The sequence below is a fragment of the Streptomyces sp. NPDC059398 genome (assembly GCF_042751845.1).
In the GTDB taxonomy this organism is placed as follows: Bacteria; Actinomycetota; Actinomycetes; order Streptomycetales; family Streptomycetaceae; genus Streptomyces.
This window is the reverse complement of the sequence record NZ_JBHYWP010000041.1, coordinates 19,057-45,662: the sequence shown is the minus strand read 5'-3', so window position 1 is coordinate 45,662 and position 26,606 is coordinate 19,057. Positions and strand designations below refer to the sequence as shown.

The window sequence follows — 26,606 nt, the reverse complement described above, 5'->3', positions numbered from 1 at the left end:
GGCCGGCCCGTGGCACACTTCTGACGTTCCGTCAGTTTGCTGATGCCGGGAGGGGTTTTGACGCGCACGCGCACACCCGTGGTGGCCGGATGGTTCACGGCCGAGGCCGGGGATGAGGACTTCCGGCTGCTGGGCACCCGGTGCTCGGCCTGTTCCGCCGTCTTCTTCCCGCGTGAGGACACCTTCTGCCGCAACCCGGGCTGCCCGGGCGGGGAACTGGTGGAGGTCCCGCTCTCCAAGCGGGGCCGGGTCTGGTCGTACACCGACGGCCGTTACCGGCCGCCCGCGCCGTATGTCTCGGACCCCGGCGTCGCATGGGAGCCGTACATCCTGGTCGCCGTCGAGCTGGCGGCGGAGGGCATGGTCGTGCTCGGGCAGGCGTCGCCTGGGGTGTCACTCGCGGATCTGGCGGTCGGCGCCGAGGTGGAAGCCGTACCCGGCGTGCTCAACGAGGACACGGACACCGTCTGGACCACCTGGCACTGGCGGCCGGTGCGGACACCGCGGGCGCGCTCATGACCGGCGACATAGCGGTCCTGGGGGCCGGGATGCACGCATGGGGCAAGTGGGGGCGGAGCTTCGTCGAGTACGGGACGGCCGCGGCCCGTACCGCGCTCGCGGACGCCGGGATCGGCTGGCAGGAGGTGCAGTCGGTCGTCGGCGCGGACACGGTGCGCTGCGGCTATCCCGGCTATGTGGCGGGCGCCACCTTCGCGCGGGCGCTGGGCTGGCAGGGAGTCCGCGTCACCAGTGTGTACGCGGCCTGTGCGTCCGGGGCGCAGGCCATCAGCACGGCCAGGGCGCAGATACTCGCCGGGATGGCGAACGTGGTGCTGGTGGTCGGCGCCGACTCCGCGCCGAAGGGGTTCTTCGCCCCTGCGGGCGGTGAGCGGCCCGACGACCCCGACTGGCTGCGCTTCAGGGTGCTGGGGGCCACCAACCCGGCGTACTTCGCGCTGTACGCCCGGCGCCGGATGGCCGTCCACGGCGACACCCTGGAGGACTTCGCGCGGGTGAAGGTGAAGAACTCGGCGGCGGGCGCGCTCAACCCTGGCGCCCGCTACCGCAAACCGGTCACCCTCGATGACGTGGCCGCCTCACCCGTGGTCGCCGACCCGCTGCGGCTCCTCGACATCTGCGCGACCTCCGACGGCGCGGCCGCTCTCGTGCTCACCAGCATGGAGTTCGCACGCCGGCACGGGGTGGCGCACCCGGTCCGTATCCGTGCGGTCTCCACCGTCACTCCCACGTACCCCAGGACCGTACTCGACCTGCCGGACATCGCCACCGACTCGGCGACCGCCGTGGCAGCCCCGGCGGAATCCTTCCGCGCCTCCCTCGCGCGTGCGGCGTACGAGGAGGCGGGGATCGGCCCGGAGGACATCTCACTGGCCGAGGTCTACGACCTGTCGACCGCGCTGGAGCTGGAGTGGTACGAGGACATCGGGCTCTGCGGGGCGGGCGAGGGCGCGACACTCGTACGGGAGGGCGCCACCGCGCTCGGCGGCCGGGTCCCGGTCAACCCCAGTGGGGGTCTTGCCTCCTTCGGTGAGGCGGTGCCCGCGCAGGCCATCGCCCAGGTCTGCGAGGTGACCTGGCAGCTGCGCGGCGGGGCCGGCGCCCGCCAGGTGCCGGGGGCACGCGCCGCGATCACCGCCAACCAGGGGCTGTTCGGGCACGGTTCGTCGGTGATCGCCGTCCGCTGAGCGGGGCCTTCCGCAGCGCTGAACCGGCGGCGGCGGGCACGCGGGCTCCTCAGGTGATGGCCTGTGCGGGGGCCTCAGGTGATGGCGTGCGCGCGGGGCCTCACGTGATGGCGTGCGCGCGGGCTCCGGAAGCGAGGGCCATGGCGTGCTCCACGACGGAGACCAGTACCTCCTTCACGGTCTCGCGGTCCCGCGCGTCACACATCAGGACGGGCACGCCGGGGTCGAGGTCGAGGGCGGACCGCACGGTGTCCCCGGGATATCGGTCCGCTCCGTCGAAGCAGTTGACGGCCACGGTGAACGGGATGGAGCGCCGCTCGAAGTAGTCGACCGCCGCGAAGCAGTCCTCAAGACGGCGGGTGTCGGCGAGCACGACCGCCCCGAGTGAGCCCTGCGCCAGCTCGTCCCAGAGGAACCAGAAGCGGTCCTGCCCCGGAGTGCCGAACAGATAGAGGACGAGGTCCTCCTTGAGCGTGATGCGGCCGAAGTCCATGGCGACGGTGGTGGTCGTCTTCTGCTCCACCCCTTCGGTGGAGTCCACCGGGCGGCCCGCCTCGCTCAGCGTCTCCTCGGTACGCAGTGGCCGGATCTCGCTGACCGCTCCCACCAGAGTGGTCTTGCCCACGCCGAATCCGCCCGCCACTAAGATCTTGAGGGTCACCGGCTCGACGAACTGCTGGTTGCGGCTAGAGCGCCCGAAGGCCATTGATTACCTCGCGAAGAATGCTGACGTCCGGCAGTTCCGCCGGCGGTACGGGCTGGGTGACGCGGACGAGTTCGTCGTCGACGAGGTCGCCGACCAGGACCCGTACCACTCCCACGGGCAGGTCGAAGTCGGCCGCCAGTTCGGCGATGGACTGCGGTGCGGTGGCGCACCGTTCGACGATGTCCACATGTTCGGGTGAGAGCCGCTGGTCCCTGCCCGGGTCGTCGGCGGCCGGCTCGGGGACGACCAGCGCGATCAGGTCGAGGCGGTGGCCGGGGCCGGCACCGGTACGGCCGCGTGTCATGGCGTACGGACGGACCACGGGCCCCGCGTCGTCGTCGAACCAGTGGTGCGCCGGTGGCCGGCCCACGTCACTCATGGCGTCACCCTCACCCTCCCGCGGTGAGCCCGCTCCGCGGGGCCGTCGCGAGGTGGGCACCGACCCGCTTCACCATGAGTGTCATCTCGTACGCCACCAGGCCGACGTCGGAGTCCGCGTCGGACAGCACGGCGAGGCAGCTGCCGTCGCCCGCCGCCGTGATGAAGAGGAAGGCTTCGTCCAGCTCCACGACGGTCTGGCGGACCTTTCCGGCCTCGAAGTGGCGCCCGACGCCCTTGGCCAGGCTGTGGAAGCCGGAGGCGACGGCTGCCAGATGCTCGCCGTCCTCCCGGGTCAGGTCCTTCGATGTGCCGGTCGCCAGACCGTCCCCCGAGAGGACCAGTGCCTTGCGGATGCTGCCGACCCGGTCGACGAGTTCGTCGAGGAGCCAGTTGAGCTCTCCGGGGCCACCTGGTCCGTGGTGTCCTGCTGCGTTCGGTACGGTCATCGACCGGTCCCCTCCGATGCGTTTCCTGGTGCCGTGTCGGCCGGTCCGGTGCCGACTGCGGCTGATTCTGCCGAGTCCTGTGCGGAGTTGTCGCGGCGCCCCCGCTGCCAGCCCCGCTGGAGCGATGCCATCCTGCTGCGTACTTCGTCCGGGTCGCGCTCATCGCCGTCCGCCGCCGCCGGTTCGGCAGCGGGTGCGGGCGCGCCCCTCAGCTGCGGGGCCAGACTCGCCTGGCGTACCCGGCGGGGCAGTCCGTCGGGGCCCGCGGCCGGGGGGCCGGTGCGCGGCGGGCCGGGGTCCCGGGGGGCGGACGGCCGCGCGGGCGGCTGCGGTGCGCTCCGCCAGGGTTCGGGCTGCGGCGGCTCGCTCACCGGGGGGCCGGTGCGCGGGGGCTCGGGCTGCCGGGCCGCGCCGCTCATCGGGGAACCGGTACGCGGGGGTTCGGACCTCCGGGGCCCGGTCGCCGTCTGTTCGGGGATGTCGACCCGGCGCCCGTGGTCGGATACGAGAGTCGGCTGTCCTGGTTTGCGGCGCCGGGGCAGTCCGACGGGGCCGGCGGGCCGGGTGACGCCCTGCTGCGCCGCCCCTTCGTCGGGGGTCTGCTGATGCTGATCGGGGGCCGGGGCGACCGCACGGTGGCGGAAGATCCCGCCCGGTGTGCTGTCCTCGTCCGCCAGGTCCGCGGTGTCGTCCAGCGTCAACGGGTCGGCCGGCGGCTCCAGTTCGACCGGCCCGTCGATCACCGACACGGGTGTGCGGCCCGCGGCGGGCACCGGCGCGAGCCCGGAGCGCGATCCGGACCGGTGCCCGGACCGCCGGTCGGCGCGGAACCCGGCGCCGTCGGCCCCGGAGCCCTCGGCCGTGCCGTCCTGGTCGGACCCCTCGGAGTCCGGCGCGTCGGTGAGCAGCGCCACCGGGATGAAGATGACGGCGGTGGTGCCGCCGTACGGCGAGGGCTGGAGCGAGACCCGGACGTTCTGCCGCTGCGCGAGCCTGCTCACCACGAAGAGGCCCAGCCGGTCGGTGTCGGACAGCTCGAACTCGGGGGTCTCCGCGAGCCGCAGATTGGCGTCGAGCAGCGCGTCGGGCGCGAGACCGAGCCCACGGTCGTGGATCTCCAGGGTGAAACCGTTGGCGACCCGCTCGCCCAGCACCTGGACCGCTGTGTGCGGAGGCGAGAACACCGTGGCGTTCTCCAGGAGTTCGGCGATCAGATGGGTGAGGTCGGCGACGGCGGGGCCGCCAACGCCGATCCTCGGCAGCCGCCTGACCTCGATCCGCTCGTAGTCCTCGACCTCGGCGACCGCGGCGCGTACGACATCCATCAGCTGGACCGGCTTGCGCCACTGCCGGGAGGGGGCGGCTCCGGAGAGGATCACCAGCCCTTCGGCGTGGCGGCGCATACGGGTGGTGAGGTGGTCGAGCCGGAAGAGGTCGGCAAGCTCCTCGGTGTCCTCCGTACGGCGCTCCATGCTGTCCAGCAGCGTCAGCTGGCGGTGCAGCAGGACCTGGTTGCGCCGGGCGAGGTTCACGAAGACGTCGGAGACCCCGCGGCGCAGGTCGGCCTGGCGCACGGCTGCTTCGACCGCCGCGCGCTGGACGGTGTTGAGGGCAAGGCCGACTTGACCGACCTCGTCCTTCGCGTATTCGAGGCGGGGTGCCTCGGTCTCGATGTCGACCTGTTCGCCGGCGGCGAGCCTGCGCATCACGGCCGGCAGCCGCACCCCGGAGACCTCATGGGCCTCCTTGCGCAGCCGGCTGAGGTCGCGGACCAGTTCGCGTCCGATGCGTACGGACACCACCAGCGAGACCAGCAGTCCGCCGATGCCGAGCAGCGCGGCGACACCGGCCTTGGCGAAGACCCGGAGGACGGCCGGCCTCACCCGGTCCCGGAAGTCCGCGCGGGCTGTGTCGCCGAGCGTGTCGAGGTGGCTGAGTGTCCGGCCCGCGTCGGTGGTCCAGCGGGACGCGGAGCCGGAGATGGTGGTACTGCCGGAGTTCTTGCCGAGCACGGTGGACTCCGCGGTGCGCACCGGGATGGTCGAAGGGCCGCTCCAGTAGGCGCTGAACACGTCGCCGTCCTGGTCGGGCAGCGAGGGCAGGCTGACCGTGTAGTACATCGTGCGGGCAGTGACCAGGTCCGAGATGTCGCGCAGATCGTGGGGGTCGAGCCGGCCGGATGTGAGGGCGGAGCCGAGGAGCGCGTCCTCACGCGAGAAGGCCTCACGGGCCCTGCTGACGCCGACCAGGCCCCGGGCCTCCTTGTCGAGGCCGGAGTTCTGCAGGGCGGGCAGGTCGACGAGGAAGTCGAGCACCTGGTCGCAGAGCCGGTTGTACTGCTCGTACGCCTCGCGGCGGGTCACCTCGTGGTTCCCCGCGTTGTGCCGCAGCGAGCCGAGCCCGGCGAACCCGTCCAGCACGGCCCGCAGCTGCCGTCCGGACTTCCCGCCCAGTGCGGAACGGGCGTCGCTCCGGTCCGCGCCGCGGCGCACCGCGGCCAGGCTCGCGTCGGTCCTCGCCCGCTGGGTGCGCAGTTCGGACTGGACGTCGGATGCTCCCGGGTCGACCAGCTGGCGCAGGGTGAGGGAGCGTTCCTTCTCGACATCCTGGAGTGAGACGCCGAGCGGTTCGGCCACTCTCTTGTAAACGGTGCCCGCGCGCATCAGTTGCAGGGCGTCCCGGCCGGTGAGGTAGACGGAGAACGTCCAGATCGCCGTCAACGCGACAAGTGGGACCAGCAACAGCGCCACGATCTTCCTGCGGATGGACTTCCCGCGAAAGCGCATGGCCTCCCCCAGCTCAACCCCGCCCGGCGGGGGTGGTGTTCCGTCAACAAACGGCGTGAGCCTACTACTGCGGCCCAGGCTACTCGAAGGGACGTCCGGGCTATTTTCAGCCGCCTGCACGAGAGTTGATCACCCCATGTCCTGGTATCCCAGCAGATCGTCTTCCCTGATCCGACGAGAGAACCCTGGCAGGACGGCACTTTCCACCCGTGTGCGGTTGGCTGGATTTCCATGGATGGCGGGAATCTTTTACGGGAGTTGTTCGTCATTGCGTACGAGGGGCGCACCACGGGCGGGGACGCTTGAACCGACCCAAGCCGGGCATCCGTTCTGGAGTCGGACAGCGCCGAGGCGTGAAGGTCGAGGGTGAAGTGAGCATGGCCATCGAAGAGGGCGAGGCGCCCCTGCGGACGTTGTGGACCGAGGAGCCCGTCGGGCGCTACCGGCTGCCGGATCCGGTGCGCGGAAGCGCGGTGCGTGCCGTGCTCATCGTCTCCGTGACACTGATACAGGCCGTGACGGCCTTCCTCTCCACCGTCTCCGGCTCCTGGCTGGCCTTCCCCATGGTGCTGAGCAGTGTGGCGAGCACGGTCGTCGCGACCTGGGCGGTGCTGGACGTCTGGATCACCCGGCAGGTGTGGAACCAGCGCCACGGGGTGACCTCCGCGCCCAGCAGCACCGCCCGCCGGCTCCGTAAGGAGCGGCGAGCGGCTCGGCGGGCGGCCCGCCGGCAGGAGCGGGACACCGAGCGGATACCGGCGAACCAGGCGAACCGCACCAGTCGGCTGTCGCCCCAGGCCTGAACCGCCGGGTTGTATGGGGCTTCGCGGACGGGACGGGGAGTAAGCGCCTTGGCCTAAGCGCCTTGGCCCGGCTCACCGGCCGTGACCGACGCACCGCCCTGGGCGGACGCACCGCCCGGAACCAGCTCACCGCCCGGAACCGGCTGGCCCCGCCGGAACATCCGGGTCGCGGTGATTTCGCCGTGCACCTGCTCCCCTCCGGGGTCCAGTTGCGGGAGGCCGGGCCGCAGATGCTCCTCCACGCTGATGTACTTCAGCCCCGCCCGGAGATCCGCGTCATTGCGCAATCTGATGACCAGGGGGAATTCCGCGAGGGCCGTGGTGTCGAACAGTCCCGTCGTATAGAGCAGCTGGACGCCGAGCGCGTCGGAGACCGCGCGCTGGAGTTCCAGCAGATAGGTGGCGTTCGCCCGGCCGATCGGGTTGTCCAGGAAGAGGGTCCCCGCGTGCCGGTGCCTGTCGCGGCCCCGGTCGTTGCTGCGCAGGGCGGCCATCGTGCAGTAGAGGGCGATCGCGGCGGTGAGCAGCTGGCCGCCGGAGAAGACGTCTCCCATCTGCCCGACCGGCACGCGCTCGGCCCGGAGCACGGCGTCCGGCTTGAGGATCTCGACCGCGACGCCCTTCGGTTCGAGCGCCGCGTGGACGGCCCGCAGCAGCAGTGACATCCCGTCCCTGCGCAAATCGGAGTTCTTCTTCAGAGCCGCACGGGTCGCCTCGTCGATGACCTCGCCGAGCCGCTCCGCGAGGGTGGCCTGGTCGGGCTCGTCGAAACGGATCCGCAGGAACTCCTGGCCCGACCACTCCCCGAGCCCCTCGGGCAGCCGGGAGAGCCGCTGGGCGGAGCGGAGAGTCGTGAGCGCGGACTCCACCAGGCCGCGCAGCCGGTCGACGATCGACTCGCGGTTGCGCTCCAGCTGCTCCAGCTCATCGGTGAGCACCCGCAGCCGGGGGGCAAAGGCCGCCGCCCACTTCTCGGCGTGCTCGGGCAGCGCGGCAGCGGGCAGTTCACGGATCTGCTGGCGTGCCGGGGTGCGGACCTGCTCGTAACGGGTGGCGTTGGCATGGCGTACGAGGATGTCGCTCGCCTCCCGCACCGCCGACTCGGCCGCCGACAGATCACCCGCGCAGCCGCGCAGCGAGCGGCGGGCGTCGGCGCCCGACTCGCGGGCCTCCTCCTGGCTGCCGGGGTAGGGCTCGGGCGGCGCCGGTTCGGTGCTCTCGTCGTCCTGGTGCGGGTCGCGGAGCAGATCCCGCAGCAGGGCCGCCGATTCGTCGAAGCCGCCCGCGGCGTCCTCCGACGCCCGGTGTGCGCGCAGCAGTTCGGCGTGGGCCGCCCGGGAGGTCTCCAACGCATCGGTACGGGAGGCCAGTTCGGCGGTGGCCTTGCGGAGCAGGGCCTGCGCCGCGTCCGCGTCGGCCGGGACCAGCTCGCCGGGCAGTTCGGTGTGGGCCTCCGTACCGTCGGCGGGGGCCAGCCGCTCGGCCTCACCGCGCAGCCGGCCCAGCTGTTCGCTGGCGGCCGACGCCCGGGTCTCCAGCATCTGGACGAGCGACTCCGCACGGGCGGCCGCCGCCTGCCGTGAGGGGCCGTCCGCGCCGTCGGTGGATTCGAGCAGCTGGGCGGCGCGGGTGCGGACCTTGTTGGAGAGCCGGTCGAGCTCGGCGCGGGCCGCGCTCTCGTCGCTCTCGGCCCTGGCCTGCTCGGCCCGCAGATCGGCCCCGACGCCGACCTTCTCGTACAGCTGCGAAGCGGCCCGGTACGCCTCTCGCAGAGCGGGCAGGGCGGAGCGCTGCGCGCCCTCGTCCGGTGCGGGCAGGTCCTCGGGCACCCCGGCGATCTCGGACCGTTCGGCCCGCAGCGCGCGGGCGGTGCGCCGTGCGTCGTCGGCGGCGCGCTGGGCGGCTCTGCGGTCCTCGTCGGCCGCTCGGGCGCGCTCCAGGCAGGTCGCGGCGCGGGACTCCGACTCGGCGGCCTCTTCGCCCAGTTCGCGCAGGGTGACCTGCCAGCCCGCCCGTTCGCGGAGGCGGAAGGCGAGCCCGGAGAGCGCGTCGGCGACCCGCCGGGCGCGCTGGGCTGTTTCCTGGCGTTCGTCGCGCACCCGGCCGGCGTCGGCAGCCGCCTCGTCCGCCTCGGTACGGTCGGTACGCGCCTCCTCCAGTGCGGTGGCGGCGGCCTCGGCGGCCTCCTTGGCACTGCTCGCGACCGCCTCCAGCTCGGCGAGGGTGCCGGGCGGGCAGGCGGACCGCCAGGAGCCGAGCCGGGCGGCGAGGGTCCGGTCGCCACTCAGCCGGGCGGCGAGCGTGCGGATCTCCTCGTCGCGCCGGCCCGCGCGGGTGCGCAGCGCCTGCCGCTCCTCATCGGCGGCATGCTCGTCGTGCATGGCCGGGTTCGGCCGTACGAGGAAGACCTCGGCATCCGACGTACCGGACGGCCCGGGCCCCGGGACCGGGGCGAGCAGCGCGGACGCGGTGCCCACGGCGACCGCGGAGCGCGGCAGCAGGGCGGCGCCGCCGAGTACCGCACGGGCCCTGCCGTGTGCGGCCGGATCGGTGATGACCACACCGTCGACCAGTTCGGGCCGGGCGGCCAGCACCGCCGCGTGGTCCGCGGGGTCCACCGACTGGGCGAGATAGCGCCATCCGGGCAGCGCCGGGATGCCGTGTTCGCCCAGGAACTCGACGGTGGCCAGCACATCCGGGCCCGGGGGCAGCAGCCCGCCGTCGCCCAGGGCGCCGAGGATACGGGAGTCGTCCGCGGCCGCCGTGCGCAGTTCGAAGAGCTGCCGTTCGGCCGATGCGACGCCCCCGTCGAGCAGTTCCCCCAGCTCTTCGGCGTTGCGGTCCAGTTCGGCCGCGGTGAGCGGACCGCGCGCCAGGGTGTCCGGGTGGCTCTCCGGCTCACGGGCTGTGGTGCCCGCGGCGGCCGGGGCATCGTGCGGTCCGCCGGTTCCCGGCTCTCCGCTCGTCGTGCTGTCGGCCGTGGCCGCGGTGACCGCGTCGCGTGGCCGGTCCGCTGCCGGTGCCCCGCCGTTGCGGGGCTGCGGCAGCCCCGCGACCGTGGTCACCGTCGTCGGCAGGCCGAGCAGTTCGGCGAGCCGGGGCTCCGCCGCGATGGATTCGGCGGTGCGCAGCTCCGTCTCGTAGGCGCGCTCGGCGGCGCGTGCCGCGTCCGCCGCGCGGGCGGCGGCGAGGTCGGTCCTGCTCTCCCGGGAGGCCGCTTCCCTGGCCTCGTCCGCCGTGCTGCGGGCCTGCTCGCGGGCCGTGTCCCAGGCGGCGACCGCCGCCTTCTCCGCGTCGCTGGCCGCCAGGGCGGCGCGCGCCGGGTCCGCGTCGGGCGCGGTGTCGTCGAGCCAGCCCGCGCGGACGGCCTCGGAGGTCTCCTGGGCGACCTCGGTGAGGCGCTGGCGCAGATGCCCGGCCTCGCTGCGGGCGCGCTGGGCCTCGGTGGCGGCCGCCGTCGCGTCGCGGTGTGCGGCCTCGCCGGCCGTCTGGAGCTCCGCCGCGCGCTCCTCCTCCTCGTTGGCGAGCTGTTCGCCGCTCTCGGCTGCCGAGTGGAGTGCGCGGACCAGGTCGGCCGCCGCGGTGCTGCGGGCGGCCAGGGCCGGGGCGGCGTCCCGCTCGGCCTCCCTGATGGCGACGGCGACCCGGGCCGACCGGTCGGCCGCCGCCCGGTGGCGCAGCACCGCCTCGGCGGCCTGCCACGCGGAGTGGAAGGTCCGTGCGTCGGCCAGCTCCCTGCGCTGCGCCGCGGCGGACTTCTCGGCGACGGTGAGCGCCAGCGAGGCGTGCCGGTAGGCCAGTTCGGCGGCGATCAGCGCGCTGCGGCCACGGGCCTCATCGGCCCGGGTGACGGTGTGGGCGGCGGACGTGACCTGCTGGGCCAGGTCGGACGCACGGCCCCGCTCGTCGGCGGCGCGGGCGGAGAGCCTGCGGGCGAGGGTGCGGGTACGGCGCTCGGCGCCCGCGTGAACGTCCCGGGCCCGCGAGCGTGCCGAGGCGGCGTCGACGATACGGCCGAGCAGATCGACCGAGCCGGCGGTGAAGTCCCGTTCCGCGGTGAGTTCGGCGCGGCGGCCCAGCTTGCTGCCGAAACTGCCGACGAGGTCGGCCAGGCCGTCCGTGTCACGGGTGTCGGTGACGGCGCGCAGCAGCAGATCGGTGAAGTCGGAGTCCTTCTTGACGGCGAAGAGACCGGCCGCCTCGCCCTCGTCCGCGTTCATCTCGCGCTGGTAGCGGAAGAGTTCCGGGTCGAGTCCCAGCTCGCCGAGGTGCTCGTTCCAGCGGTCGTGGATCTCCTCCCAGTGCACGTCCAGGTGGGGATAGAACTTGCCGGCCTCGGTGATCGCGTCGCGGAAGCCCTTCATGGTGCGGCGCCTGCCGCGCGCCCCCGACACTCCTTCCACCGGCGGCCGTACGGTGGTGGCTTCGGCGACCGGGAGTGAGTCGAGGCTCAGCCCGGGGCCCGGCCGGAACGAGTACCAGGCCTCGGCGAACTTCCGGGGGTCGTTGGAGACCTGCCGGCCCCGCCACTCGCTGGCCTTGCCGACGACGACGAGTTCACCGGTGAGGGTGTGCTGCCACTCCAGGGCGACATGGCCGCAGTCGTCGGCGAGCAGGAACTTGCGCAGGACGCCGGAGCTGGCGCCGCCGAGCGTGTTGCGGTGGCCGGGCAGCATCACCGAGAAGATCAGCTTCAGCAGGACCGACTTGCCCCCGCCGTTCTCCAGGAAGAGGACGCCCGCGGGCGCGGGACGGCGCGGCGGCCCGACCGGCTCCTCCTCGAAGAACTCCGCCTGGGCCGGGGCCGGGTGGGGGACGGGCGCTCCCACTCCCCGCAGGTCGAGCACGGTGTCGGCGTAGCGGGCACCGGCAGGTCCGATGGAGTAGAGGCGGACCCGGGACAGCTCGTACATGGCGGCGGACTCTCGTCGTTGTGGTGCGGGATCTTGCTCGGGGCTGTTCGGGCCTGGCCCGGCGCTCTCTCGGCCGGCCGGGCGCTGTTCAGGAGTGGAAGGGCAGTCCCGCGTCGGCGGTGAGTTCGAGGTCGTCCGCACCGGAGGGCGGCAGCAGCGTGGCCGAGCCGTCGGTCACCGGCACGACCCCCAGGTCGAGCAGCTCGGCCAGGGCGGCGCTGCCCGCCATGTCGCGCACCTGGAGCTGGTAGCGGGCGGTGGTGCGGTACGCGCCTCCGGCGTCGTCACCGGTGCGTTGCAGGAATCCCGAATCCGTGAGGAAGACAACGGCCTTGGCGACGATGCCGGTGGTGGATCCGGCCAGCCGCCTGGCGTCCTTGGTGGCTCCGGTGGAGCTGCGCCTGGCATAGATCCGCCAGGCGGATTCGAGCCCGGGGGCGTCGGTGGCCGGGTCGCTGTTCTCGCCCTGCTCCTCGGCCCGTTCCTCCAGGCGGCGGCACGCCTGGCGGACGAACGCGTCGACGCCGTTGACCGTGATCCGGCCGATGTAGCCGTCGTCGGCGAGGTCTTCGGGGCGCGGGAAGGCCATGGCGGCGACGGCGAGATGGGCCAGTCCGTGCAGGAAGCGGTCGGCGGAGTCGGCGGCGGCGCGGCGCGCGTAGTCCCCCATGCGTACGGCGAAGACCGAGTCCTCCCCCGCGGCGACCGCCATGCCCGCCCGGGTCGAGACCTCCAGGACCACCAGGCCGAGCCCGGTGGCGACGGCGTCGGCGAGCCGGGCGAAGGCGGGCGCCTCCCGGTAGCGGCGCAGCAGCTCCCCGTACTCGGCGTCGCGGGCGGGCAGCAGCTTCGGCTGGAGTCCGAAGGCGACGAGCCGCGCGGCGTCGGCTGCGTCGGCCGGGGTCACCGCCGGGCCGGCCGGCGGCGCGGTGGTGCCGGCCGGGTCGGGCTCGCTCCACGCGGTGTGCTCGGCGTGGGTCTCGCTCACAGCTGCTGCTCCTCGGTCGGTGTCTTTCGGCGCTGCCCGGGGCCCGGCGGGCGGGCTTCCGGACCTCCCGGCTTCCTGGTCCGGGCCTTCCCGGCGCCCGGGGCGGAGGGGGCGGCCCCACGGCGGTTCATGCGGACTCCGTACGGCCCGCGGCCATGCCGACGGTGTCCAGGAGGGCCGTCCCGACGATCAGATCCGCGCCGCCGAACTCGCAGTCGTCCAGCTCGGTGCCGTCGTCCACGGCGAAGAGCAGGCGCTCCTCGCCCTGCCGGTAGGCGGTGCCGACCGGCGGGCTCGCCGCGTGGAAGGCCAGCAGGGCGACCAGATAGGGCAGTTCGGGAACGGGCAGACGGCGGGCTTCGGCCAGCAGCCCGGAGAGGCGGCGCGGGGCGTCGTGCTCCAGGTCGAGCAGGTCCGTCGCGGCTGCCAGCTGCTCCTCGCTGAAGCGGCTGTCGTCCGGTGTGGCGATCAGGTCGGGCTCGGGCATCTCGGCGCCCAGGTGCTCCCGCTCGGCGGGCGGGGTCAGCAGAATGTCGGCCAGGTCCCCGACGCGTACCGCCACGGGTGTCCGCAGGCCGGTGCCCCGTGCGAAGAACGCGTCGGTGACCCGGATGGCCTGCTCCAGCGGGAGCGGCAGCACGGGGGCGACGAGCTGTCCGTAGAGGTCGAGTCCGGAGGTCGCCGCGGGCGGGGCGAAGGCCTGCCGGTCCTGCTCGGCACGGAAGAGCGGTCCCGCTTCGAGGAGCCGCGACTGGAGCTGGGTGTGGCGGCGGATGCAGTCCTTGACGATGTCGACCAGCTCGGCCGCGCGCCGCTTGTGCTCGGGCTCCTCCGTCTCGTCCCTGGCCTTGCGGATGTTGGTGAGGATCGCGTTCTCATGGCGGTAGCGGTCGGCGACATGGCCGAGGGCTTCGTCGATCATGTCGGGGACGGTCCTGAGCCAGTCGACCGCGCGGACATTGCGCCGGGTCGCCTCCAGCGTCCTGCGCAGGGTCTCCGCGTACTGCACGGTGCGGTACCTGGCCTGCTCGGCCGCGAGCTGGGCGTCGGCGAGCCTGCCCCGGCTGATCAGCACCTCCAGCTTCACCTCGGCGGCGATCTGCGCGCTGGTGACGTCCGTGTCGAGGGCGCCCACCAGGACGTTGACCGCTTCGTCCGTGGTGCGCAGATAGACCGTGCCGCCCTGGCCGGGGACTTCTTCGACCAGCTTGAAGTCGTAGTCGCGGCGGACGTACTCGCCGTCGGGGCCGAAGGTGCCGTAGACCGCGCGGAAGCCGCGGTCCACGCTACCGACGTTGATCAGGTTCTCCAGGACCCAGCGGGCGACCCGCTCGTGCTCGTCGGCCGGGCGGCGCGGGGCCTGGGCCGCGACGCGCGGCAGCAGCCTGGCCACTATCTGGTCGTGGTCGGCTCCCGTGTCGAAGTCCATGTTGAGCGTGACCAGGTCGATCGCGGCGAGGGCCACCTCGGCCATCGCGTAGACCGTGTACTCGCCGGCCAGATTGGCCTTGCGCACATCGAGGTCGTGCAGCGGCGCCGTGCAGGCGAGCGCGCGCAGCCGCCGCGCCAGCCCTTCGTCGGCGGCCGGGCCCGGTGCGGGGCGCGGCCCCGCGCTGAGCTGGGGCGGAACGAATTCCGTCGGGGCAGGCGAAGTCACGCTGCACAGATTAGGTCCTCCCACTGACAACGGTCGAAACGGCGCGGATGGGGCGCCTGTCCACCGGGCCCGCGCGGACCCTGGCGGCTAGGCTTCATGTCCCCCCGGAGGGAGCCCGTATGAGCCCGACCGCACCGCCCTCACCGACCGCACCGACCGCCGCCGCCCCGGCCGTGGTCGATCTCAACGCCGACCTCGGCGAGGGGTTCGGCCGCTGGACGCTCACCGACGACGAGGCGCTGCTCTCCGTCGTCACCAGTGCCAATGTCGCCTGCGGCTTCCACGCGGGCGACCCCTCGACCATGCGCCGGGTCTGTGAACTGGCTGCCGCCGCCGGTGTACGGATCGGCGCCCAGGTCTCGTACCGCGACCTGGCGGGTTTCGGGCGGCGGGCGATGGATGTCCCCGCCGATGAACTGGCCGACGAAGTCGCCTACCAGATCGGCGCGTTGGACCTCTTCGCGCGGGCCGCCGGCAGCCGGGTCTCGTACGTCAAACCGCACGGCGCGCTCTACAACCGCACCGTCCACGACGAGGAGCAGGCGGGCGCGGTCGTCGCGGGCGTACGGCTTGCCGGGGGCGCTCTGCCGGTGCTCGGGCTGCCCGGCTCCCGGCTGCTGGCGGCGGCATCGGACGCGGGGCTGCCCGCGGTGCCCGAGGCCTTCGCGGATCGCGCGTACACCGCGCGGGCCACACTCGTTCCGCGCGGTGAGCCGGACGCGGTGGTGCACGACCCGGAGACGGTGGCCGCCCGCGCGCTGGGCATGGTCCGCGACCGTTCGGTGGCGGCGGTCACCGGGGAGCGCGTCACCGTCGACGCACGGTCGCTCTGTCTGCACGGCGACACCCCGGGAGCCGCCGGCACCGCGCTGCGGGTCCGCCGTGAACTGCTCGCCGCGGCGGTCGTCCTGGAGCCCTTCGCATGAGGGCCCGGGTACCCGGCACGGCGCCCGGACCGCACGGACGGCCGCTCCGGTGAGGGTGCTTCCGGTGGGGGAACACGCCCTGCTCGTCGAGTTGGCTTCGGCCTCCGACACGGAGGTCTTCCACGCGGAGCTGCTGCGCCGGCGCGACACCGGCGACCTGCCCCCGGTGACGGAGATCGTGCCGGCCGCCCGGACCGTACTGCTGGACGGTCTGGCCCACCCCCGGGAACTGGCCGCCCGGCTGCCCACCTGGACCGTTGCGCCGTCCGCGGGGAAGGGCGGTCCGGAGATCGAGATCGCCGTGCGCTACGACGGGCCCGATCTGGCGGAGGTGGCGCACCACTGGCAGTTGGCGCCCGAGGAGGTGCCCGGCGTCGTCGGCGGTCTCGTGTTCCGGGTCGCCTTCTGCGGTTTCGTCCCGGGCTTCGGCTATCTGTCCGGGCTCCCCGACCGGCTCAGGCTGCCGCGTCGGGCGACGCCCCGTACGGCTGTCCCCGCCGGTTCCGTCGCGCTCGCCGACACCTATGCGGGCATCTACCCCCGTTCGTCCCCCGGCGGCTGGCAGCTGATCGGCACCACCGACGCGGTCCTGTGGGACGAGGACCGGGAGCCGGCGGCTCTGTTGGTACCGGGCGCGCGGGTGCGGTTCACCACCGAGGAGCCGGTATGAGTACGCCGGGCAGGCGGGATCAGGGTGCCGCCGACCCGAAGACCGGAGTTCCGGAAGCCGGGGCTCCCGGCGCGGAGGATCCGGAAGCCGGGGCTCCAGGGGCTGGGTTTCCGGACGGCGGGGTTCCGGAGGCTGGGGTTCCGGATACCGGGAGCCCGGATCCTGGCTTCCCGGCGGCTCTGGAGGTCGTACGCCCCGGGGCGCTCACCACCGTGCAGGACCTCGGCCGCCCCGGCTACGCGCATCTCGGCGTACCGCGCTCGGGCGCCCTGGACCCGGCCGCGCACCGGCTGGCGAATCTGCTCGCCGGGAACACGGCGGACGCCGCCACCCTGGAGACCACTGTCGACGGCACCGCGGTGCGGGTCCGTACGGATGTCACCGCCGCCGTGACCGGCGCCCCCTGCCCGGTACGGATCGACGGCAGCCCCGCGGCGTGGGGCGCGCCGGTGCGGGTGCCCGCGGGGGCAGTGCTCGATGTGGGGCCGGCCGTCGGGGGGCTGCGCAGCTATGTGGCGTTCGGTGGTGGTATCGCCGTGCGGCCGGTGCTCGGCAGCCGGGCCACCGATGTGCTCTCCGGGCTCGGGCCGGCGCCGCTGGATGCCGGGCAGTTCCTGCCGCTCGGCGTCCCGGGGGAGACGCCGGACGCGGTGGACGCGGCCCCGCTGCCCGCTCCCCCGGCCGAGTTGGTGCTTCCGCTGATCCTGGGCCCGCGTGCGGACCGGATCACGGATGCGGCGCTGCGGGCCCTGCCGGAGAAGGGCTACCGGGTCTCGGCGGCGAGCAACCGTATCGGCCTGCGCACCGAAGGCCCGCCGCTTGAGCGTTCGGGCGGCGCCGAACTCCCCAGTGAGGGAATGGTGCTGGGCGCGGTGCAGGTACCGCCGGACGGACTGCCCGTGCTCTTCCTCGCCGATCATCCGGTGACCGGGGGCTATCCGGTGATCGGTGTCGTACCCGAGTACCGGCTCGGCGCGGCGGCGCAGGCGGTGCCGGGGACTCCGGTGGTGTTCGTTCCCGTACACAGCCATCCGGCTCCGCCGCCCGGCGCCCCTGGCCCGCAGCGGAGCTGACCGGGCCGACCGTCTCCCCACGTCGGCACGTTCCGGAGGAGTGCGGACGGACGGGCGGGCATTCGCGGCCGCGTCGGACGGCTCCCCCGGCACCGGGCCACTGGACTGCGGCCGGGTCGGTACCGGCCGTCAGACCGCGGTCCCCTCCGTACCCACCGTCAGACCGCGGTCCCCTCCGTACCGATCCGGCTGCGGACCGCGGTCTGCACCTCGGCCTCCTCCGCGGGATCGGCGGCCAGCCGCCGGAGGCGGTCGACCACCCGGATGTCGCCGGTCGCCGCGTGCAGGGCGGCCACCTCGCGGGTGGTCTCCTCGCAGTCCCACAGGCATTCGACGGCGAATCCGGCGGCGAAGGACGGGTCGGTGGCGGCGAGTGCGCGGGCCGCGCTGCCGCGCAGATGGGAGGAGGCCGTCTCGCGGTACACATGGCGCAGGACCGGCGCCGCACAGCCGATGCCGAGCCGGCCGGCCCCGTCGACGAGCGTCCAGAGCAGGGCCGCGTCGGGGCCGTCGGCCCGCACGGTCTCGCGCAGCGCGCCCAGCACGAGTGGTGCGTCCTGGGCTCCGCCGCGCCCGGCGAGTACACCGGCGGCGGACGCCCCCAGGGCGTCGGGGCGCTGCACCCAACGGCGCGCGCGCTGCACCGCCTCGTCGCCGCACATCCGCTCGAAGGCGGCGACGGCCGTCTCCGCGACCGTACGGGAGGGGCTGTCCACCGCCGCTTCGATCAGGTCGAGCACCGCCGGGTCACGCGCTTCGGCGAGATAGTGCAGCGCCGCACAGCGGGCTCCGTCGGTACCGCTGCGGGCGGCCTCCACGATCGCCGCCCGGTCGCCGGGGCCGGCCACGGCGGTGAGGCAGCGGGCGGCGGGCAGGTGCAGTTCGCTGCCGCGCTCCAGGCCCTGCTGCGCCCAGTCGAAGACGGCCTGCACGCTCCAGCCGGGGCGGGGGCCCGTCGGACGCATCTGCCGCTGCCAGCGGTCGAAGGAGCCCTGCTCGCCCGCGGCCCGGATCCGGGCGCCGACCGACTCGCGCGGGTCGTCGGCCCACAGCCGCCAGGGCCGGGGCTCGTAGGCGTCGCGCACGGCTGCGGCCAGTGCGGCATCGCCCTGCGGAGTGGCGGGGAACCGGCCGAGCACGGGCACGGCCAGGGCACGCAGCCCGGTGTCGTCGTCACGCAGGGCGAGTTCGTCGAGCGCCCAGGCCCAGTTGGCGCCGGTCGCCGCGTACCGCCGCAGCAGCGCGAGGGCGTCGCCCCTGTCGTACGAGGCGAGGTGCCCCAGCACGGCGAGCGCCAGCCCGGTCCTGCTGTCCTCCGTGACGATGTGGTCGTCCGGGAGGAAGAGGTGCCGCTCGATCTCGCCGAGTCCGCCGTCGAGGTCGAGGTAGAGGCGCGCGTAGTAGAGCGAGCGGTTCTCGACCTGCCAGTCGTGGCGTGGGTCGCTCAGGACGCAGTGGTCCAGGGCGGCCAGCGCTTCCCTGCGCGGTGCGGCGAGCGCGTGCAGCGTGCCGTCGCCGCGGCCCCGCTGGAGGAGGCCGAGCAGGGTGCCGCTCGGCGCTATGACTGGATCGATCATGGAAGAGGCCTCACATCAAGCTGTAGACGCAACCGGGACGGGGGGATTACCTGGCCACGCAACAACATGTCCGGCCGCCCGTTGCCATCTGCTTGGTGCAGTTCATCTTCCTCTGCCTCTCGTCGGTGGTCCGATGTGGACCCGCGACGTCATGATGACCCAGCCATATCGCCACCGCGACCACATTTACGACAGGCCGGTCAACGTGCGCCGAACAGCTCCACCAGCTCTGTCTTCCCAAACATCCGCGCGGTATCCACCGCGGACGGAGTCCCGGCCTCCGGATCGGCCCCGCCGGCGAGCAGGGCGCGGATCACCGCGTCCTCCCCCTTGAAGACCGCCCCGGCCAGCGGGGTCTGCCCCCGGTCGTTGGCCCGGTCGGCCTCGGCGCCACGGGCGATGAGGGCCTCCACCGTCACCGCGTGACCGTGGTAGGCGGCGAGCATCACGAGCGTGTCCCCGCGGTCGTTGGTGAGGTTCGCCGGAACCCCCGCGTCGACATACGCGGCGAGCGCGGTGGTCTCCCCCTGCCTGGCGAGGTCGAAGACCTTCGTCGCCAGCTCGACCACCTCGGGGTCCGGAGCCTCGCTCATCGCGCGTACCGCCTTCCATGCTGACCGCCATGACTGCCATGACTGTTTGTGACTGCTGTGGCTTTTGTGACCGACGTGACCGGCGCGGCGTGTGCGGCATGCCAGCCGTACGAGTGAACCGACAGGTTACTGCCAGCCCCCCGTGCCCGGCCCGACCCGTATACCCACGTCGGCCAGTCAGGTGAATTAGGGGCCATTTCACCCATTTGCACCTTTTATCGTATAGATACTTTCTGTGAACCTGGAAGAACTCATGGTGACTGTCCCCCCAACCAGGAGAACACTCATGATCCTTTCCATCTCCGGCGTCGTACTGCTGGGAGTCATCGCCTTCCTCTTCTTCAAGAAGGACGGCCTCAAGGCGTCCCACGGACTCGTCTGCGCCCTCTTCGGTTTCTATGTCGCGGGTACCGCCATCGCGCCGAGCATCACCGCCGGCGGGGCGAGCCTCGCCAGCATGCTGGGCGGAATCAAGTTCTGACCCTCGGCAGCCTCTTCCCCCACCCACCCCAGGAGACAGACGTGGCCCGGCGACCACTCCCCCGCATTCTGAGCAGCAGCAGCGCATCCCTCACCCGCAGCCGCGAGATCGCGCGGACGGCCGCCGACAGCGCCACCGACGTCCTCCACCCGCTGATCACCATCGGACGCGGCCTGCGCAGGCTGGCGGCGTCCGGGCGGCAGCGGTGGGCCGCGACACCCAAGGACCGGCGCGGTCCCGCGCTGTTCCTCGTCGCGGCCTGTGTCCTGGTGGTCGCGCTCATCCCGTACGGGCCGCTGCTCGCCCTGATCACGGTGATGGCCGCGGCCGCCTGGAAGGGGCACGAGCGGACCGTGGCGAAGACCGGGCCCGACGAGGCGGAGACCGCCCGGCTCAAGGCGCTGTACGAAGCGCTGGTGCCCTACTTCTCCGTCCCCGACGACCCGGCTCCCCTCTACAGCCACGGGGGCGCCTGGGACGAGGCGTTCAGCGACTTCACCTTCGACGGTGACGGGCGGCTCACCGCGCTGCACGTCGCGTACCCGGCACACTTCACCGACGGCGAGGCCGAGTCCCGGGCCCGCATCGAGCAGCTTCTGCACGCGAAGTCCGGGCGCGGACGCGAGTACCGCTTCGACTGGGACGAGGAGGGCAACCGGCTCGTGATGAGTGTGCTGCCCGCCCTGTCCACCACGATCGCGGCTCAGCCCTTCGTCACCGGGCCCGGCGAGACGGTGCTCGGCTTCACCGACCAGGACGCGGTACGGCGCACCGTGCCGGTGCGGGACGGTACGGAGCAGAGCGACGCCCCGCCCGTCATCTGGCGTACGGGCCCGCGTTCGACCGAACCGCACCTGCTCGTCGCGGGCGAACCGGGCAGCGGGACCACCACACTGCTGCGCTCGGTCGCCCTGCAGGCCCTGCGGTGCGGCGATGTGGTGATCATCGAGGGCAGCGGGACCGGCGAGTACGCCTGTCTCACCGGTCGCAGCGGGGTGCTGGCCGTCGAGTGCGGGCTCTCCGGGGCCCTGTCCACGCTGGAGTGGACGGCGCACGAGACCGAACGGCGGCTGATCGCGGCCAACCGGGCCAGGCAGTCCGGGCATCCCGCGCCCGACGACACCAGGCGCCCGCTGTGGATCCTCTTCGACCGGCCCGGCGTACTCGGTCATCTGGCGGCGGCCGACGGGCGCACCGACCCGCAGGAACTGCTGCAGGTCCCCCTGCGGCACGGCAGGGCGGCGAGCGTCACGGTGGTGGTGGCCGAACAGCTCGACTCGGTGGACGCCCTGAGCGACGCCGTACGGCACCACACCCGCGCCCGGGTCGTACTCGGACCGGCGCCCGAAGACCGGCTCGGGGACCTGCTCGGCGCGCCGCCCCGGACCACTCCGGCCCCCGGCACCCCGCCGGGGCGCGGCTATGCGCGGCTCGGGGCGGGCCCGGTGCTGCGGCTCCAGGTGCCGGCCACGCCCGACCCGTACGACGACGCGACCAGCGAGGCGCACCGCAAGGCCGTACTGGATCTGCTCCCGGACCGGCCGGGGGCGGCGGAGCAGGCTCCGGTGGAGGCCGCACCCATGGAGAAGGCTCCGGTCGGGACGGCACCCGTCGAGACGGCGCCGCCGGCCGCCCACCGGCCCATGGAGGCGGCGCCGGTGGCGGCCGAGGGCTGACAGGGCCGACGGGGCCGTCCGGGCTGTCGAAGCCGACAGAGCCGACGGGGCTCGGGCGGGCCGCCGGGCTCGACGGGACCGGAAGACTTCGGGCGACAGTGCCTCAGGCGACGAACGTCCGCGGGGCGTCCGCCCCGGTGCCCGTGCCGGTCTCGACCAGCCGTGCGGCGGCCGCCAGCCGCTGGGCGGCCTCATCGGCCACCCGGCCCCCCACGGTGAACGGCAGCCGTACGTACCCCTCGAACGCCCCGTCGACCCCGAACCGGGGCCCGGACGGCACCCGGACACCCACCCGTTCGCCGGCCTCGGCGAGCCGGGAGCCGGAGAGCCCGCCGGTGCGCACCCAGAGCGTCAGCCCGCCGTGCGGCACATCGAACTCCCAGCCGGGCAGCTCCCTGCGGACGGCGCCGACCAGTGCGTCCCGGTTCTCCCTGGCCTGTGAGCGGCGGATCCCGACGGCCTCCTCCCAGCCCCCGGTACTCATCAGCCAGTTGACGGCCAGCTGTTCGAGGACCGGGGTGCCCAGGTCGGCGTAGGCCCGTGCCGAGACGAGACTGCGGATCACATCGGGCGCGGCGCGCACCCAGCCGATCCGCATACCGGCCCAGAACGCCTTGCTCGCGGATCCCACCGTCAGCACCGTGCTGCCTGCCGGATCGAAGGCGCAGACCGGGCGCGGCATCTCGGTCTCGTCGTCGAGGAGCAGCTCGGTCATGGTCTCGTCGACGACCAGGACCGTGCCGGCCGAGCGGGCCGCGTCCACCAGGCCCCGCCGCTGGTCCTCGTCGGCGAGTGCGCCGGTCGGGTTGTGGAAGTCGGCCACGACATAGGCGATACGGGGGGCGGCGTCGCGCAGCACCTGCCGCCACCGGGGGACGTCCCAGCCGCTGAGCCCCTCGGCCATCGCGACCGGCACCAGCCGGGCCCCCGCCTCACGCATCAGCTGGAGGATATTGGCGTACGAGGGCGACTCGACGGCGATGCGCTCGCCGCGCCCGGCGAAGAGGTGGCAGATGGCGTCCATGGCGCCCATCGCCCCGGTGGTCACCATGATCTGCTCGGGCATGGTCGGGATGCCCTGCTCGGTGTAGCGGTCGGCGAGCTTCTGGCGCAGCGCGGGCAGCCCCGCGGGGTAGTCGCCGTGCGTATGGGCGTACGGCGCGAGTTCCTCAAGGGCTCCCTGGACCGAGCGGGTCAGCCAGGGCTCGGGGGCGGGCAGCGCCGCGGTGCCCAGGTCGATCACCGAGCCGAGGGTCTCGGGGGGCAGTGGCTCAAGGCCGCGGGCGGGCAGCGGGTTGCCGGCCGGGACGGCGGTCCAGCTGCCCGCGCCCCGGCGGGACTCCAGGAAGCCCTCGGTGCGCAGCGCCTCGTAGGCGGCGGCCACCGTGGTACGGCTCACCGCCAGCGCGACCGCCAGTTCCCGCTCGGCGGGAAGCCGGGCGGCCACCGGTACCCGGCCTTCGAGGACGAGCACCCTGATGCCGTCGGCGAGCGCCCGGTAGGCGGGCGGCCTGCGTGTGCCGGGTCCTGCCGGGCGCGACTGCTGGCTGCTGAGCTGGCGGGCCAGCTGGGCCGCACCGACCGCCGAAGTCCACTGCGTCATGGAATTCAGTCCACCTTCCCCGAATTGGCCATGGTTGGCCTCGCATTCCAAGCCACAGAGTGTCACGCACCAGTCCACCTGGTCCACTGCGACGACCCACCACCACGGAGGCCCCTATTGTCCAGATCACCCAGGGATGTCACGCGCAGGCTCGTACAGCTCTACGTGGGTCTGGCGCTGTACGGCGTCAGCTCGGCCCTTCTCGTCGACGCGGGCCTCGGCCTTGAGCCCTGGGGTGTGCTGCACCAGGGGCTGTCCCGGCTCACCGGTCTGACGATCGGCACCGTTTCGATCATCGTCGGGGCCGCCGTACTGCTGCTGTGGATACCCCTCAGGCAGCGGCCCGGACTCGGCACGGTCTCCAATGTCTTCGTCATCGGCCTCGCCATGGACTCCACCCTCGACCTGGTCCCCTCCGTCCACGGCCTCCCGGGCCGGATCCCGCTGATGGCCGCGGGCATCCTGCTCAACGGCGTGGCCACCGGCCTGTACATCTCGGCCCGCTTCGGCCCCGGCCCGCGGGACGGTCTGATGACCGGGCTGCACCGCCTCACCGGTCTCTCCATCCGGCTTTCGCGCACCGCCATCGAGATCGCCGTCGTCGCCACCGGCTTCGCCCTGGGCGGGACCCTCGGGGTGGGCACGGTGGTGTACGCCCTCGCCATCGGGCCGCTCGCCCAGCTCTTCCTGCGCCTGTTCGCGCTGCCCGATCCGGCCGCCGACCGGCCGTCGCTGGCCGGCGCCGCGCCGCAGGCGATACTTCCCGAGTGACGAGGACCCGACACCCCTATCTGGACCACCCGGGCCCGATCCCGTTCGCCCACCGGGGCGGCGCGGCGGACGGCCTGGAGAACACCGCCGCGGCCTTCCGGCGGGCGGCCCGAGCCGGTTACCGGCACTTCGAGACCGATGTGCACGCCACCGCCGACGGCCGGCTCGTCGCCTTCCACGACGCGACGCTGGACCGGGCGACGGACGCCCGGGGCCCGATCGCGGCCCTGCCGTGGAGCGAGGTCGGGCGGGCGCGGGTGGCGGGCACCGAACCACTGCCGCTCCTCGCGGATCTCCTGGAGGAGTTCCCCGACGCCCGCTGGAACATCGACATCAAGGCCCCGGCCGCGCTGGCCCCGCTGATCGCCCTGATCCGCTCCACCGACGCCTGGGACCGGGTCTGCGTGGGCTCCTTCTCGGAACGGCGGGTGGCCGCTGCGGCCCGCCTGGCCGGGCCGCGGCTTGCCACCTCGTACGGCATGAGCGGCATCGCGGCGCTGCGGCTGCGCTCCTACGGCGCCCCGGCCGCACTGCGCCCCGGGGCTGTCTGCGCCCAGGTTCCGGAGTTCCACGGCCGGATCCGGGTGGTCGACCGGCGCTTCGTCCGTACCGCGCACGGCCGCGGGCTCCAGGTGCACGTCTGGACGGTGAACGACCCCCGGCGGATGGCCGCCCTCCTCGACCTGGGCGTGGATGGCATCATGACCGATCATCTGGAGTCGCTGCGCACGGTTCTCACCGAGCGGGGGGCGTGGAACTGACGATCAGGGAGCGCGGTTTGAGCGCCGGCACCGCGAACGGCACAGCAGACACGGCAGACAGCGCCGAGGGGGCCACCGCGGCCGACCGGAGGCGCGAACAGCACGGCTGGTACTTCTACGACTTCGCGTCATCCGTCTACTCGACCAGCGTCCTCACCGTCTTCCTCGGCCCCTACCTGACCTCGGTCGCCAAGGCCGCCGCGGACACCGGGGGGTACGTCCATCCGCTGGGCATCCCGCTGCGGGCGGGGTCCGTGTTCCCGTACACCGTCTCGGTCTCGGTGATCGTCGCCGTGCTCGTCATGCCGCTCGCGGGGGCCGTGGCCGACCGGACGGGGCGGAAGAAGCCACTGCTCGCGGGAGCGGCGTATCTGGGGGCCGCGGCCACGACCGGGATGTTCTTCCTGGACGGCGACCGCTATCTGCTGGGCTCGCTGCTGCTGATCGTGGCCAACTCCTCGCTGGCCGTCTCGATGGTCCTCTACAACGCCTATCTCCCGCAGATCGCGGAGCCCGAGGAGCGCGACACCGTCTCCTCGCGCGGCTGGGCCTTCGGGTACACATCGGGCGCCTTCGTCCTGGTGCTGGACCTGGTGCTCTACACGGGCCACGCGCGTTTCGGGGTGGCGGAGTCCACCGCCGTGCGGATCTGTCTGGCGACGGCCGGTGTGTGGTGGGGGGCCTTCGCCCTGATACCCCTGCGCAGACTGCGGGACCGCCGGACGGGCCCGGCCCGGGAGCGCGGGGCGGTCGGCGCCGGGTGGCGCCAGCTGATCGGGACGCTGCGGGACATGCGCCGCTATCCGCTGACACTGTCGTTCCTGCTCGCGTATCTCGTCTACAACGACGGTATCCAGACGGTGATTTCGCAGGCTTCCGTGTACGGGTCCGAGGAGCTGGGCCTCGGCCAGACCACCCTGATCACCGCGATCCTGCTGGTGCAGGTGCTGGCGGTGGCGGGCGCGCTCTCCATGGGCCGGCTGGCGCGTACGTACGGCGCGAAGCGCACCGTGCTCGGCTCCCTCGCGGTATGGACGCTGATCCTCTGCGCCGGGTACTTCCTGCCCGCCCGCGCACCGGTCTGGTTCTTCGCGCTGGCGGCGGCGATCGGCGCGGTGCTCGGCGGCAGCCAGGCGCTCTCGCGCTCGCTCTTCTCCCATCTGGTGCCGGAGGGCAAGGAGGCCGAGTACTTCTCGGCGTACGAGATGAGCGACCGCGGGCTGAGCTGGCTCGGCCCCCTGGTGTTCGGCCTCGCCTACCAGCTGACCGGCAGCTACCGCGCCGCGATCATCTCGCTGGTGATCTTCTTCGTACTGGGTTTCTTCCTGCTGGCACGGGTACCTGTGAGGGAGGCCGTGGCAGCGGCCGGAAACGCGGCACCGCAGCGGGTTTAGGCATTGAAGTGAAAGGCCGGTAGTGTACGCCTTTGGCTCACCGGACGGACCGTTACTGCGGGATCATCAGCCGAAATCGCAGGGTGACATCTCTGAGCAGATGTGACAAAGAGGGCACTGGTGGGTACAACAAGGGGCGGCACGACGGGCGACGTATGACCCGCAACGGGAATCTTTACCGCCGACCGGACGTTGACCGGATGACGACGACAGCGACACCTGTCCTGTGGGCGACAAGCCCGGGAGGCACGATTCATGAGTGAGCGAGCTCTTCGCGGTACGCGCCTCGTGGTGACCAGCTACGAGACCGACCGCGGCATCGACCTGGCTCCGCGCCAGGCGGTGGAGTACGCATGCGAGAACGGACATCGATTCGAGATGCCGTTCTCTGTGGAGGCGGACATTCCGCCGGAGTGGGAGTGCAAGGCGTGCGGCGCCCAAGCACTCCTGGTAGACGGGGACGGCCCTGAGGAGAAGAAGGGCAAGCCCGCGCGCACGCACTGGGACATGCTCATGGAGCGGCGCACCCGCGAGGAGCTGGAGGAGGTGCTGGCCGAGAGGCTGGCCGTCCTTCGTTCCGGCGCCATGAACATTGCCGTGCATCCGCGCGACAGCCGCAAGTCCGCGTAACGCCCAGGCGTTCGCGTACCGCACCACCGGATCAGGGGCTGAGGGCTCCGGCACACTTCAGGGTC

22 protein-coding genes are annotated in these 26,606 nt (G+C 73.1%); 12 read left to right on the top strand and 10 right to left on the bottom strand.

Going from position 1 to position 26,606, the window contains the following annotated elements; all coding sequences use genetic code 11:
* The first annotated feature begins 57 nt into the window (after positions 1 to 57).
* Both ACFXBC_RS17025 and ACFXBC_RS17020 read left to right on the top strand, forming a co-directional pair.
* Positions 58 to 519 (top strand): Zn-ribbon domain-containing OB-fold protein, encoded by a 462-nt coding sequence (locus tag ACFXBC_RS17025; RefSeq protein ID WP_385024282.1) that lies wholly within the window; start codon positions 58 to 60, stop codon positions 517 to 519.
* Positions 516 to 1,706, top strand: a complete 1,191-nt coding sequence (locus ACFXBC_RS17020) for a lipid-transfer protein (RefSeq protein WP_385024280.1) — start codon at positions 516 to 518, stop codon at positions 1,704 to 1,706. Before ACFXBC_RS17025 ends, ACFXBC_RS17020 begins: the two co-directional genes overlap by 4 nt.
* Before the next feature lie 100 nt (positions 1,707 to 1,806).
* Here ACFXBC_RS17020 and ACFXBC_RS17015 read toward each other — a convergent pair whose 3' ends face one another.
* The 4 genes from ACFXBC_RS17015 to ACFXBC_RS17000 are packed head-to-tail and all read right to left on the bottom strand — an operon-like array spanning position 1,807 to position 6,025.
* On the bottom strand, positions 1,807 to 2,412 hold the full coding sequence (locus ACFXBC_RS17015; protein WP_385024278.1) for an ATP/GTP-binding protein: 606 nt from the start codon (positions 2,410 to 2,412) through the stop codon (positions 1,807 to 1,809).
* Complete coding sequence (locus ACFXBC_RS17010) at positions 2,393 to 2,791, bottom strand: DUF742 domain-containing protein (protein WP_385024276.1); 399 nt, start codon at positions 2,789 to 2,791, stop codon at positions 2,393 to 2,395. Before ACFXBC_RS17010 ends, ACFXBC_RS17015 begins: the two co-directional genes overlap by 20 nt.
* A 10-nt stretch (positions 2,792 to 2,801) precedes the next feature.
* On the bottom strand, positions 2,802 to 3,239 hold the full coding sequence (locus tag ACFXBC_RS17005) for a roadblock/LC7 domain-containing protein (protein WP_385024274.1): 438 nt from the start codon (positions 3,237 to 3,239) through the stop codon (positions 2,802 to 2,804).
* Positions 3,236 to 6,025 carry a nitrate- and nitrite sensing domain-containing protein gene (locus tag ACFXBC_RS17000; protein WP_385024272.1) on the bottom strand — a complete coding sequence of 930 codons (2,790 nt, stop codon included), beginning with the start codon at positions 6,023 to 6,025 and terminating at the stop codon, positions 3,236 to 3,238. The genes ACFXBC_RS17005 and ACFXBC_RS17000 overlap by 4 nt, the downstream gene beginning before the upstream one ends.
* 377 nt (positions 6,026 to 6,402) lie before the next feature.
* Here ACFXBC_RS17000 and ACFXBC_RS16995 point away from each other — a divergent pair, with 377 nt between their 5' ends.
* On the top strand, positions 6,403 to 6,828 hold the full coding sequence (locus ACFXBC_RS16995) for a hypothetical protein (protein ID WP_385024270.1): 426 nt from the start codon (positions 6,403 to 6,405) through the stop codon (positions 6,826 to 6,828).
* A 53-nt stretch (positions 6,829 to 6,881) separates the two neighbouring features.
* Here the strand turns inward: ACFXBC_RS16995 and ACFXBC_RS16990 are convergent, their stop codons facing one another.
* From ACFXBC_RS16990 to ACFXBC_RS16980, 3 genes are all read right to left on the bottom strand, one after another.
* On the bottom strand, positions 6,882 to 11,741 hold the full coding sequence (locus tag ACFXBC_RS16990) for a hypothetical protein (protein WP_385024268.1): 4,860 nt from the start codon (positions 11,739 to 11,741) through the stop codon (positions 6,882 to 6,884).
* Between the two features lie 88 nt (positions 11,742 to 11,829).
* Positions 11,830 to 12,729: a hypothetical protein gene (locus tag ACFXBC_RS16985; RefSeq protein WP_385024266.1), complete on the bottom strand. Its 900-nt coding sequence runs from the start codon at positions 12,727 to 12,729 to the stop codon at positions 11,830 to 11,832.
* 127 nt (positions 12,730 to 12,856) lie between these two features.
* Positions 12,857 to 14,386: a hypothetical protein gene (locus tag ACFXBC_RS16980; RefSeq protein WP_385024265.1), complete on the bottom strand. Its 1,530-nt coding sequence runs from the start codon at positions 14,384 to 14,386 to the stop codon at positions 12,857 to 12,859.
* Positions 14,387 to 14,505: 119 nt separating this feature from the next.
* On the opposite strand from ACFXBC_RS16980, the gene ACFXBC_RS16975 reads away from it, so the two are divergent.
* The 3 genes from ACFXBC_RS16975 to ACFXBC_RS16965 all read left to right on the top strand — a co-directional run bounded on the left by ACFXBC_RS16975 (position 14,506) and on the right by ACFXBC_RS16965 (position 17,055).
* On the top strand, positions 14,506 to 15,312 hold the full coding sequence (locus tag ACFXBC_RS16975) for a LamB/YcsF family protein (RefSeq protein ID WP_385024263.1): 807 nt from the start codon (positions 14,506 to 14,508) through the stop codon (positions 15,310 to 15,312).
* A 49-nt stretch (positions 15,313 to 15,361) separates the two neighbouring features.
* On the top strand, positions 15,362 to 15,982 hold the full coding sequence (locus ACFXBC_RS16970) for an allophanate hydrolase subunit 1 (protein ID WP_385024261.1): 621 nt from the start codon (positions 15,362 to 15,364) through the stop codon (positions 15,980 to 15,982).
* A 179-nt stretch (positions 15,983 to 16,161) separates the two neighbouring features.
* Positions 16,162 to 17,055, top strand: a complete 894-nt coding sequence (locus ACFXBC_RS16965) for a biotin-dependent carboxyltransferase family protein (protein ID WP_385024316.1) — start codon at positions 16,162 to 16,164, stop codon at positions 17,053 to 17,055.
* Positions 17,056 to 17,213: 158 nt separating this feature from the next.
* Here the strand turns inward: ACFXBC_RS16965 and ACFXBC_RS16960 are convergent, their stop codons facing one another.
* Together ACFXBC_RS16960 and ACFXBC_RS16955 are read right to left on the bottom strand one after the other, a co-directional pair.
* Positions 17,214 to 18,632, bottom strand: a complete 1,419-nt coding sequence (locus ACFXBC_RS16960) for a HEAT repeat domain-containing protein (protein ID WP_385024259.1) — start codon at positions 18,630 to 18,632, stop codon at positions 17,214 to 17,216.
* A 200-nt stretch (positions 18,633 to 18,832) separates the two neighbouring features.
* Positions 18,833 to 19,225 (bottom strand): ankyrin repeat domain-containing protein, encoded by a 393-nt coding sequence (locus ACFXBC_RS16955; RefSeq protein ID WP_385024257.1) that lies wholly within the window; start codon positions 19,223 to 19,225, stop codon positions 18,833 to 18,835.
* A 286-nt stretch (positions 19,226 to 19,511) separates the two neighbouring features.
* Here ACFXBC_RS16955 and ACFXBC_RS16950 point away from each other — a divergent pair, with 286 nt between their 5' ends.
* Positions 19,512 to 19,706 carry a hypothetical protein gene (locus tag ACFXBC_RS16950; protein ID WP_164267853.1) on the top strand — a complete coding sequence of 65 codons (195 nt, stop codon included), beginning with the start codon at positions 19,512 to 19,514 and terminating at the stop codon, positions 19,704 to 19,706.
* A 41-nt stretch (positions 19,707 to 19,747) separates the two neighbouring features.
* On the top strand, positions 19,748 to 21,382 hold the full coding sequence (locus ACFXBC_RS16945; RefSeq protein ID WP_385024255.1) for a hypothetical protein: 1,635 nt from the start codon (positions 19,748 to 19,750) through the stop codon (positions 21,380 to 21,382).
* A 103-nt stretch (positions 21,383 to 21,485) separates the two neighbouring features.
* On the opposite strand, the gene ACFXBC_RS16940 is transcribed toward ACFXBC_RS16945, so the two are convergent.
* On the bottom strand, positions 21,486 to 22,985 hold the full coding sequence (locus ACFXBC_RS16940; protein ID WP_385024253.1) for a PLP-dependent aminotransferase family protein: 1,500 nt from the start codon (positions 22,983 to 22,985) through the stop codon (positions 21,486 to 21,488).
* 30 nt (positions 22,986 to 23,015) lie between these two features.
* Between ACFXBC_RS16940 and ACFXBC_RS16935 the strand changes: the two genes are divergently transcribed.
* From ACFXBC_RS16935 to ACFXBC_RS16920, 4 genes are all read left to right on the top strand, one after another.
* Positions 23,016 to 23,756 carry a YitT family protein gene (locus tag ACFXBC_RS16935; protein ID WP_385024314.1) on the top strand — a complete coding sequence of 247 codons (741 nt, stop codon included), beginning with the start codon at positions 23,016 to 23,018 and terminating at the stop codon, positions 23,754 to 23,756.
* The gene (locus ACFXBC_RS16930) at positions 23,753 to 24,517 is read left to right on the top strand and encodes a glycerophosphodiester phosphodiesterase family protein (RefSeq protein WP_385024251.1); all 765 of its coding nucleotides are present in this window, start codon (positions 23,753 to 23,755) and stop codon (positions 24,515 to 24,517) included. Before ACFXBC_RS16935 ends, ACFXBC_RS16930 begins: the two co-directional genes overlap by 4 nt.
* A gap of 17 nt (positions 24,518 to 24,534) precedes the next feature.
* The gene (locus ACFXBC_RS16925; protein ID WP_385024249.1) at positions 24,535 to 25,911 is read left to right on the top strand and encodes an MFS transporter; all 1,377 of its coding nucleotides are present in this window, start codon (positions 24,535 to 24,537) and stop codon (positions 25,909 to 25,911) included.
* 255 nt (positions 25,912 to 26,166) lie between these two features.
* The gene (locus ACFXBC_RS16920) at positions 26,167 to 26,541 is read left to right on the top strand and encodes an RNA polymerase-binding protein RbpA (RefSeq protein ID WP_161311542.1); all 375 of its coding nucleotides are present in this window, start codon (positions 26,167 to 26,169) and stop codon (positions 26,539 to 26,541) included.
* The last annotated feature ends 65 nt before the right edge of the window (positions 26,542 to 26,606 follow it).

What these genes read in the sequence shown, in the direction of transcription:
- ACFXBC_RS17020 (WP_385024280.1), top strand. Translation starts at nt 516, where the DNA reads ATGACCGGCGACATAGCGGTCCTGGGGGCCGGGATGCACGCATGGGGC.
- ACFXBC_RS17015 (WP_385024278.1), bottom strand. Translation starts at nt 2,412, where the DNA reads ATGGCCTTCGGGCGCTCTAGCCGCAACCAGCAGTTCGTCGAGCCGGTG.
- ACFXBC_RS17010 (WP_385024276.1), bottom strand. Translation starts at nt 2,791, where the DNA reads ATGAGTGACGTGGGCCGGCCACCGGCGCACCACTGGTTCGACGACGAC.
- ACFXBC_RS17005 (WP_385024274.1), bottom strand. Translation starts at nt 3,239, where the DNA reads ATGACCGTACCGAACGCAGCAGGACACCACGGACCAGGTGGCCCCGGA.
- ACFXBC_RS17000 (WP_385024272.1), bottom strand. Translation starts at nt 6,025, where the DNA reads ATGCGCTTTCGCGGGAAGTCCATCCGCAGGAAGATCGTGGCGCTGTTG.
- ACFXBC_RS16995 (WP_385024270.1), top strand. Translation starts at nt 6,403, where the DNA reads ATGGCCATCGAAGAGGGCGAGGCGCCCCTGCGGACGTTGTGGACCGAG.
- ACFXBC_RS16990 (WP_385024268.1), bottom strand. Translation starts at nt 11,741, where the DNA reads ATGTACGAGCTGTCCCGGGTCCGCCTCTACTCCATCGGACCTGCCGGT.
- ACFXBC_RS16975 (WP_385024263.1), top strand. Translation starts at nt 14,506, where the DNA reads ATGAGCCCGACCGCACCGCCCTCACCGACCGCACCGACCGCCGCCGCC.
- ACFXBC_RS16960 (WP_385024259.1), bottom strand. Translation starts at nt 18,632, where the DNA reads ATGATCGATCCAGTCATAGCGCCGAGCGGCACCCTGCTCGGCCTCCTC.
- ACFXBC_RS16955 (WP_385024257.1), bottom strand. Translation starts at nt 19,225, where the DNA reads ATGAGCGAGGCTCCGGACCCCGAGGTGGTCGAGCTGGCGACGAAGGTC.
- ACFXBC_RS16950 (WP_164267853.1), top strand. Translation starts at nt 19,512, where the DNA reads ATGATCCTTTCCATCTCCGGCGTCGTACTGCTGGGAGTCATCGCCTTC.
- ACFXBC_RS16940 (WP_385024253.1), bottom strand. Translation starts at nt 22,985, where the DNA reads ATGACGCAGTGGACTTCGGCGGTCGGTGCGGCCCAGCTGGCCCGCCAG.
- ACFXBC_RS16935 (WP_385024314.1), top strand. Translation starts at nt 23,016, where the DNA reads ATGGTTGGCCTCGCATTCCAAGCCACAGAGTGTCACGCACCAGTCCAC.
- ACFXBC_RS16920 (WP_161311542.1), top strand. Translation starts at nt 26,167, where the DNA reads ATGAGTGAGCGAGCTCTTCGCGGTACGCGCCTCGTGGTGACCAGCTAC.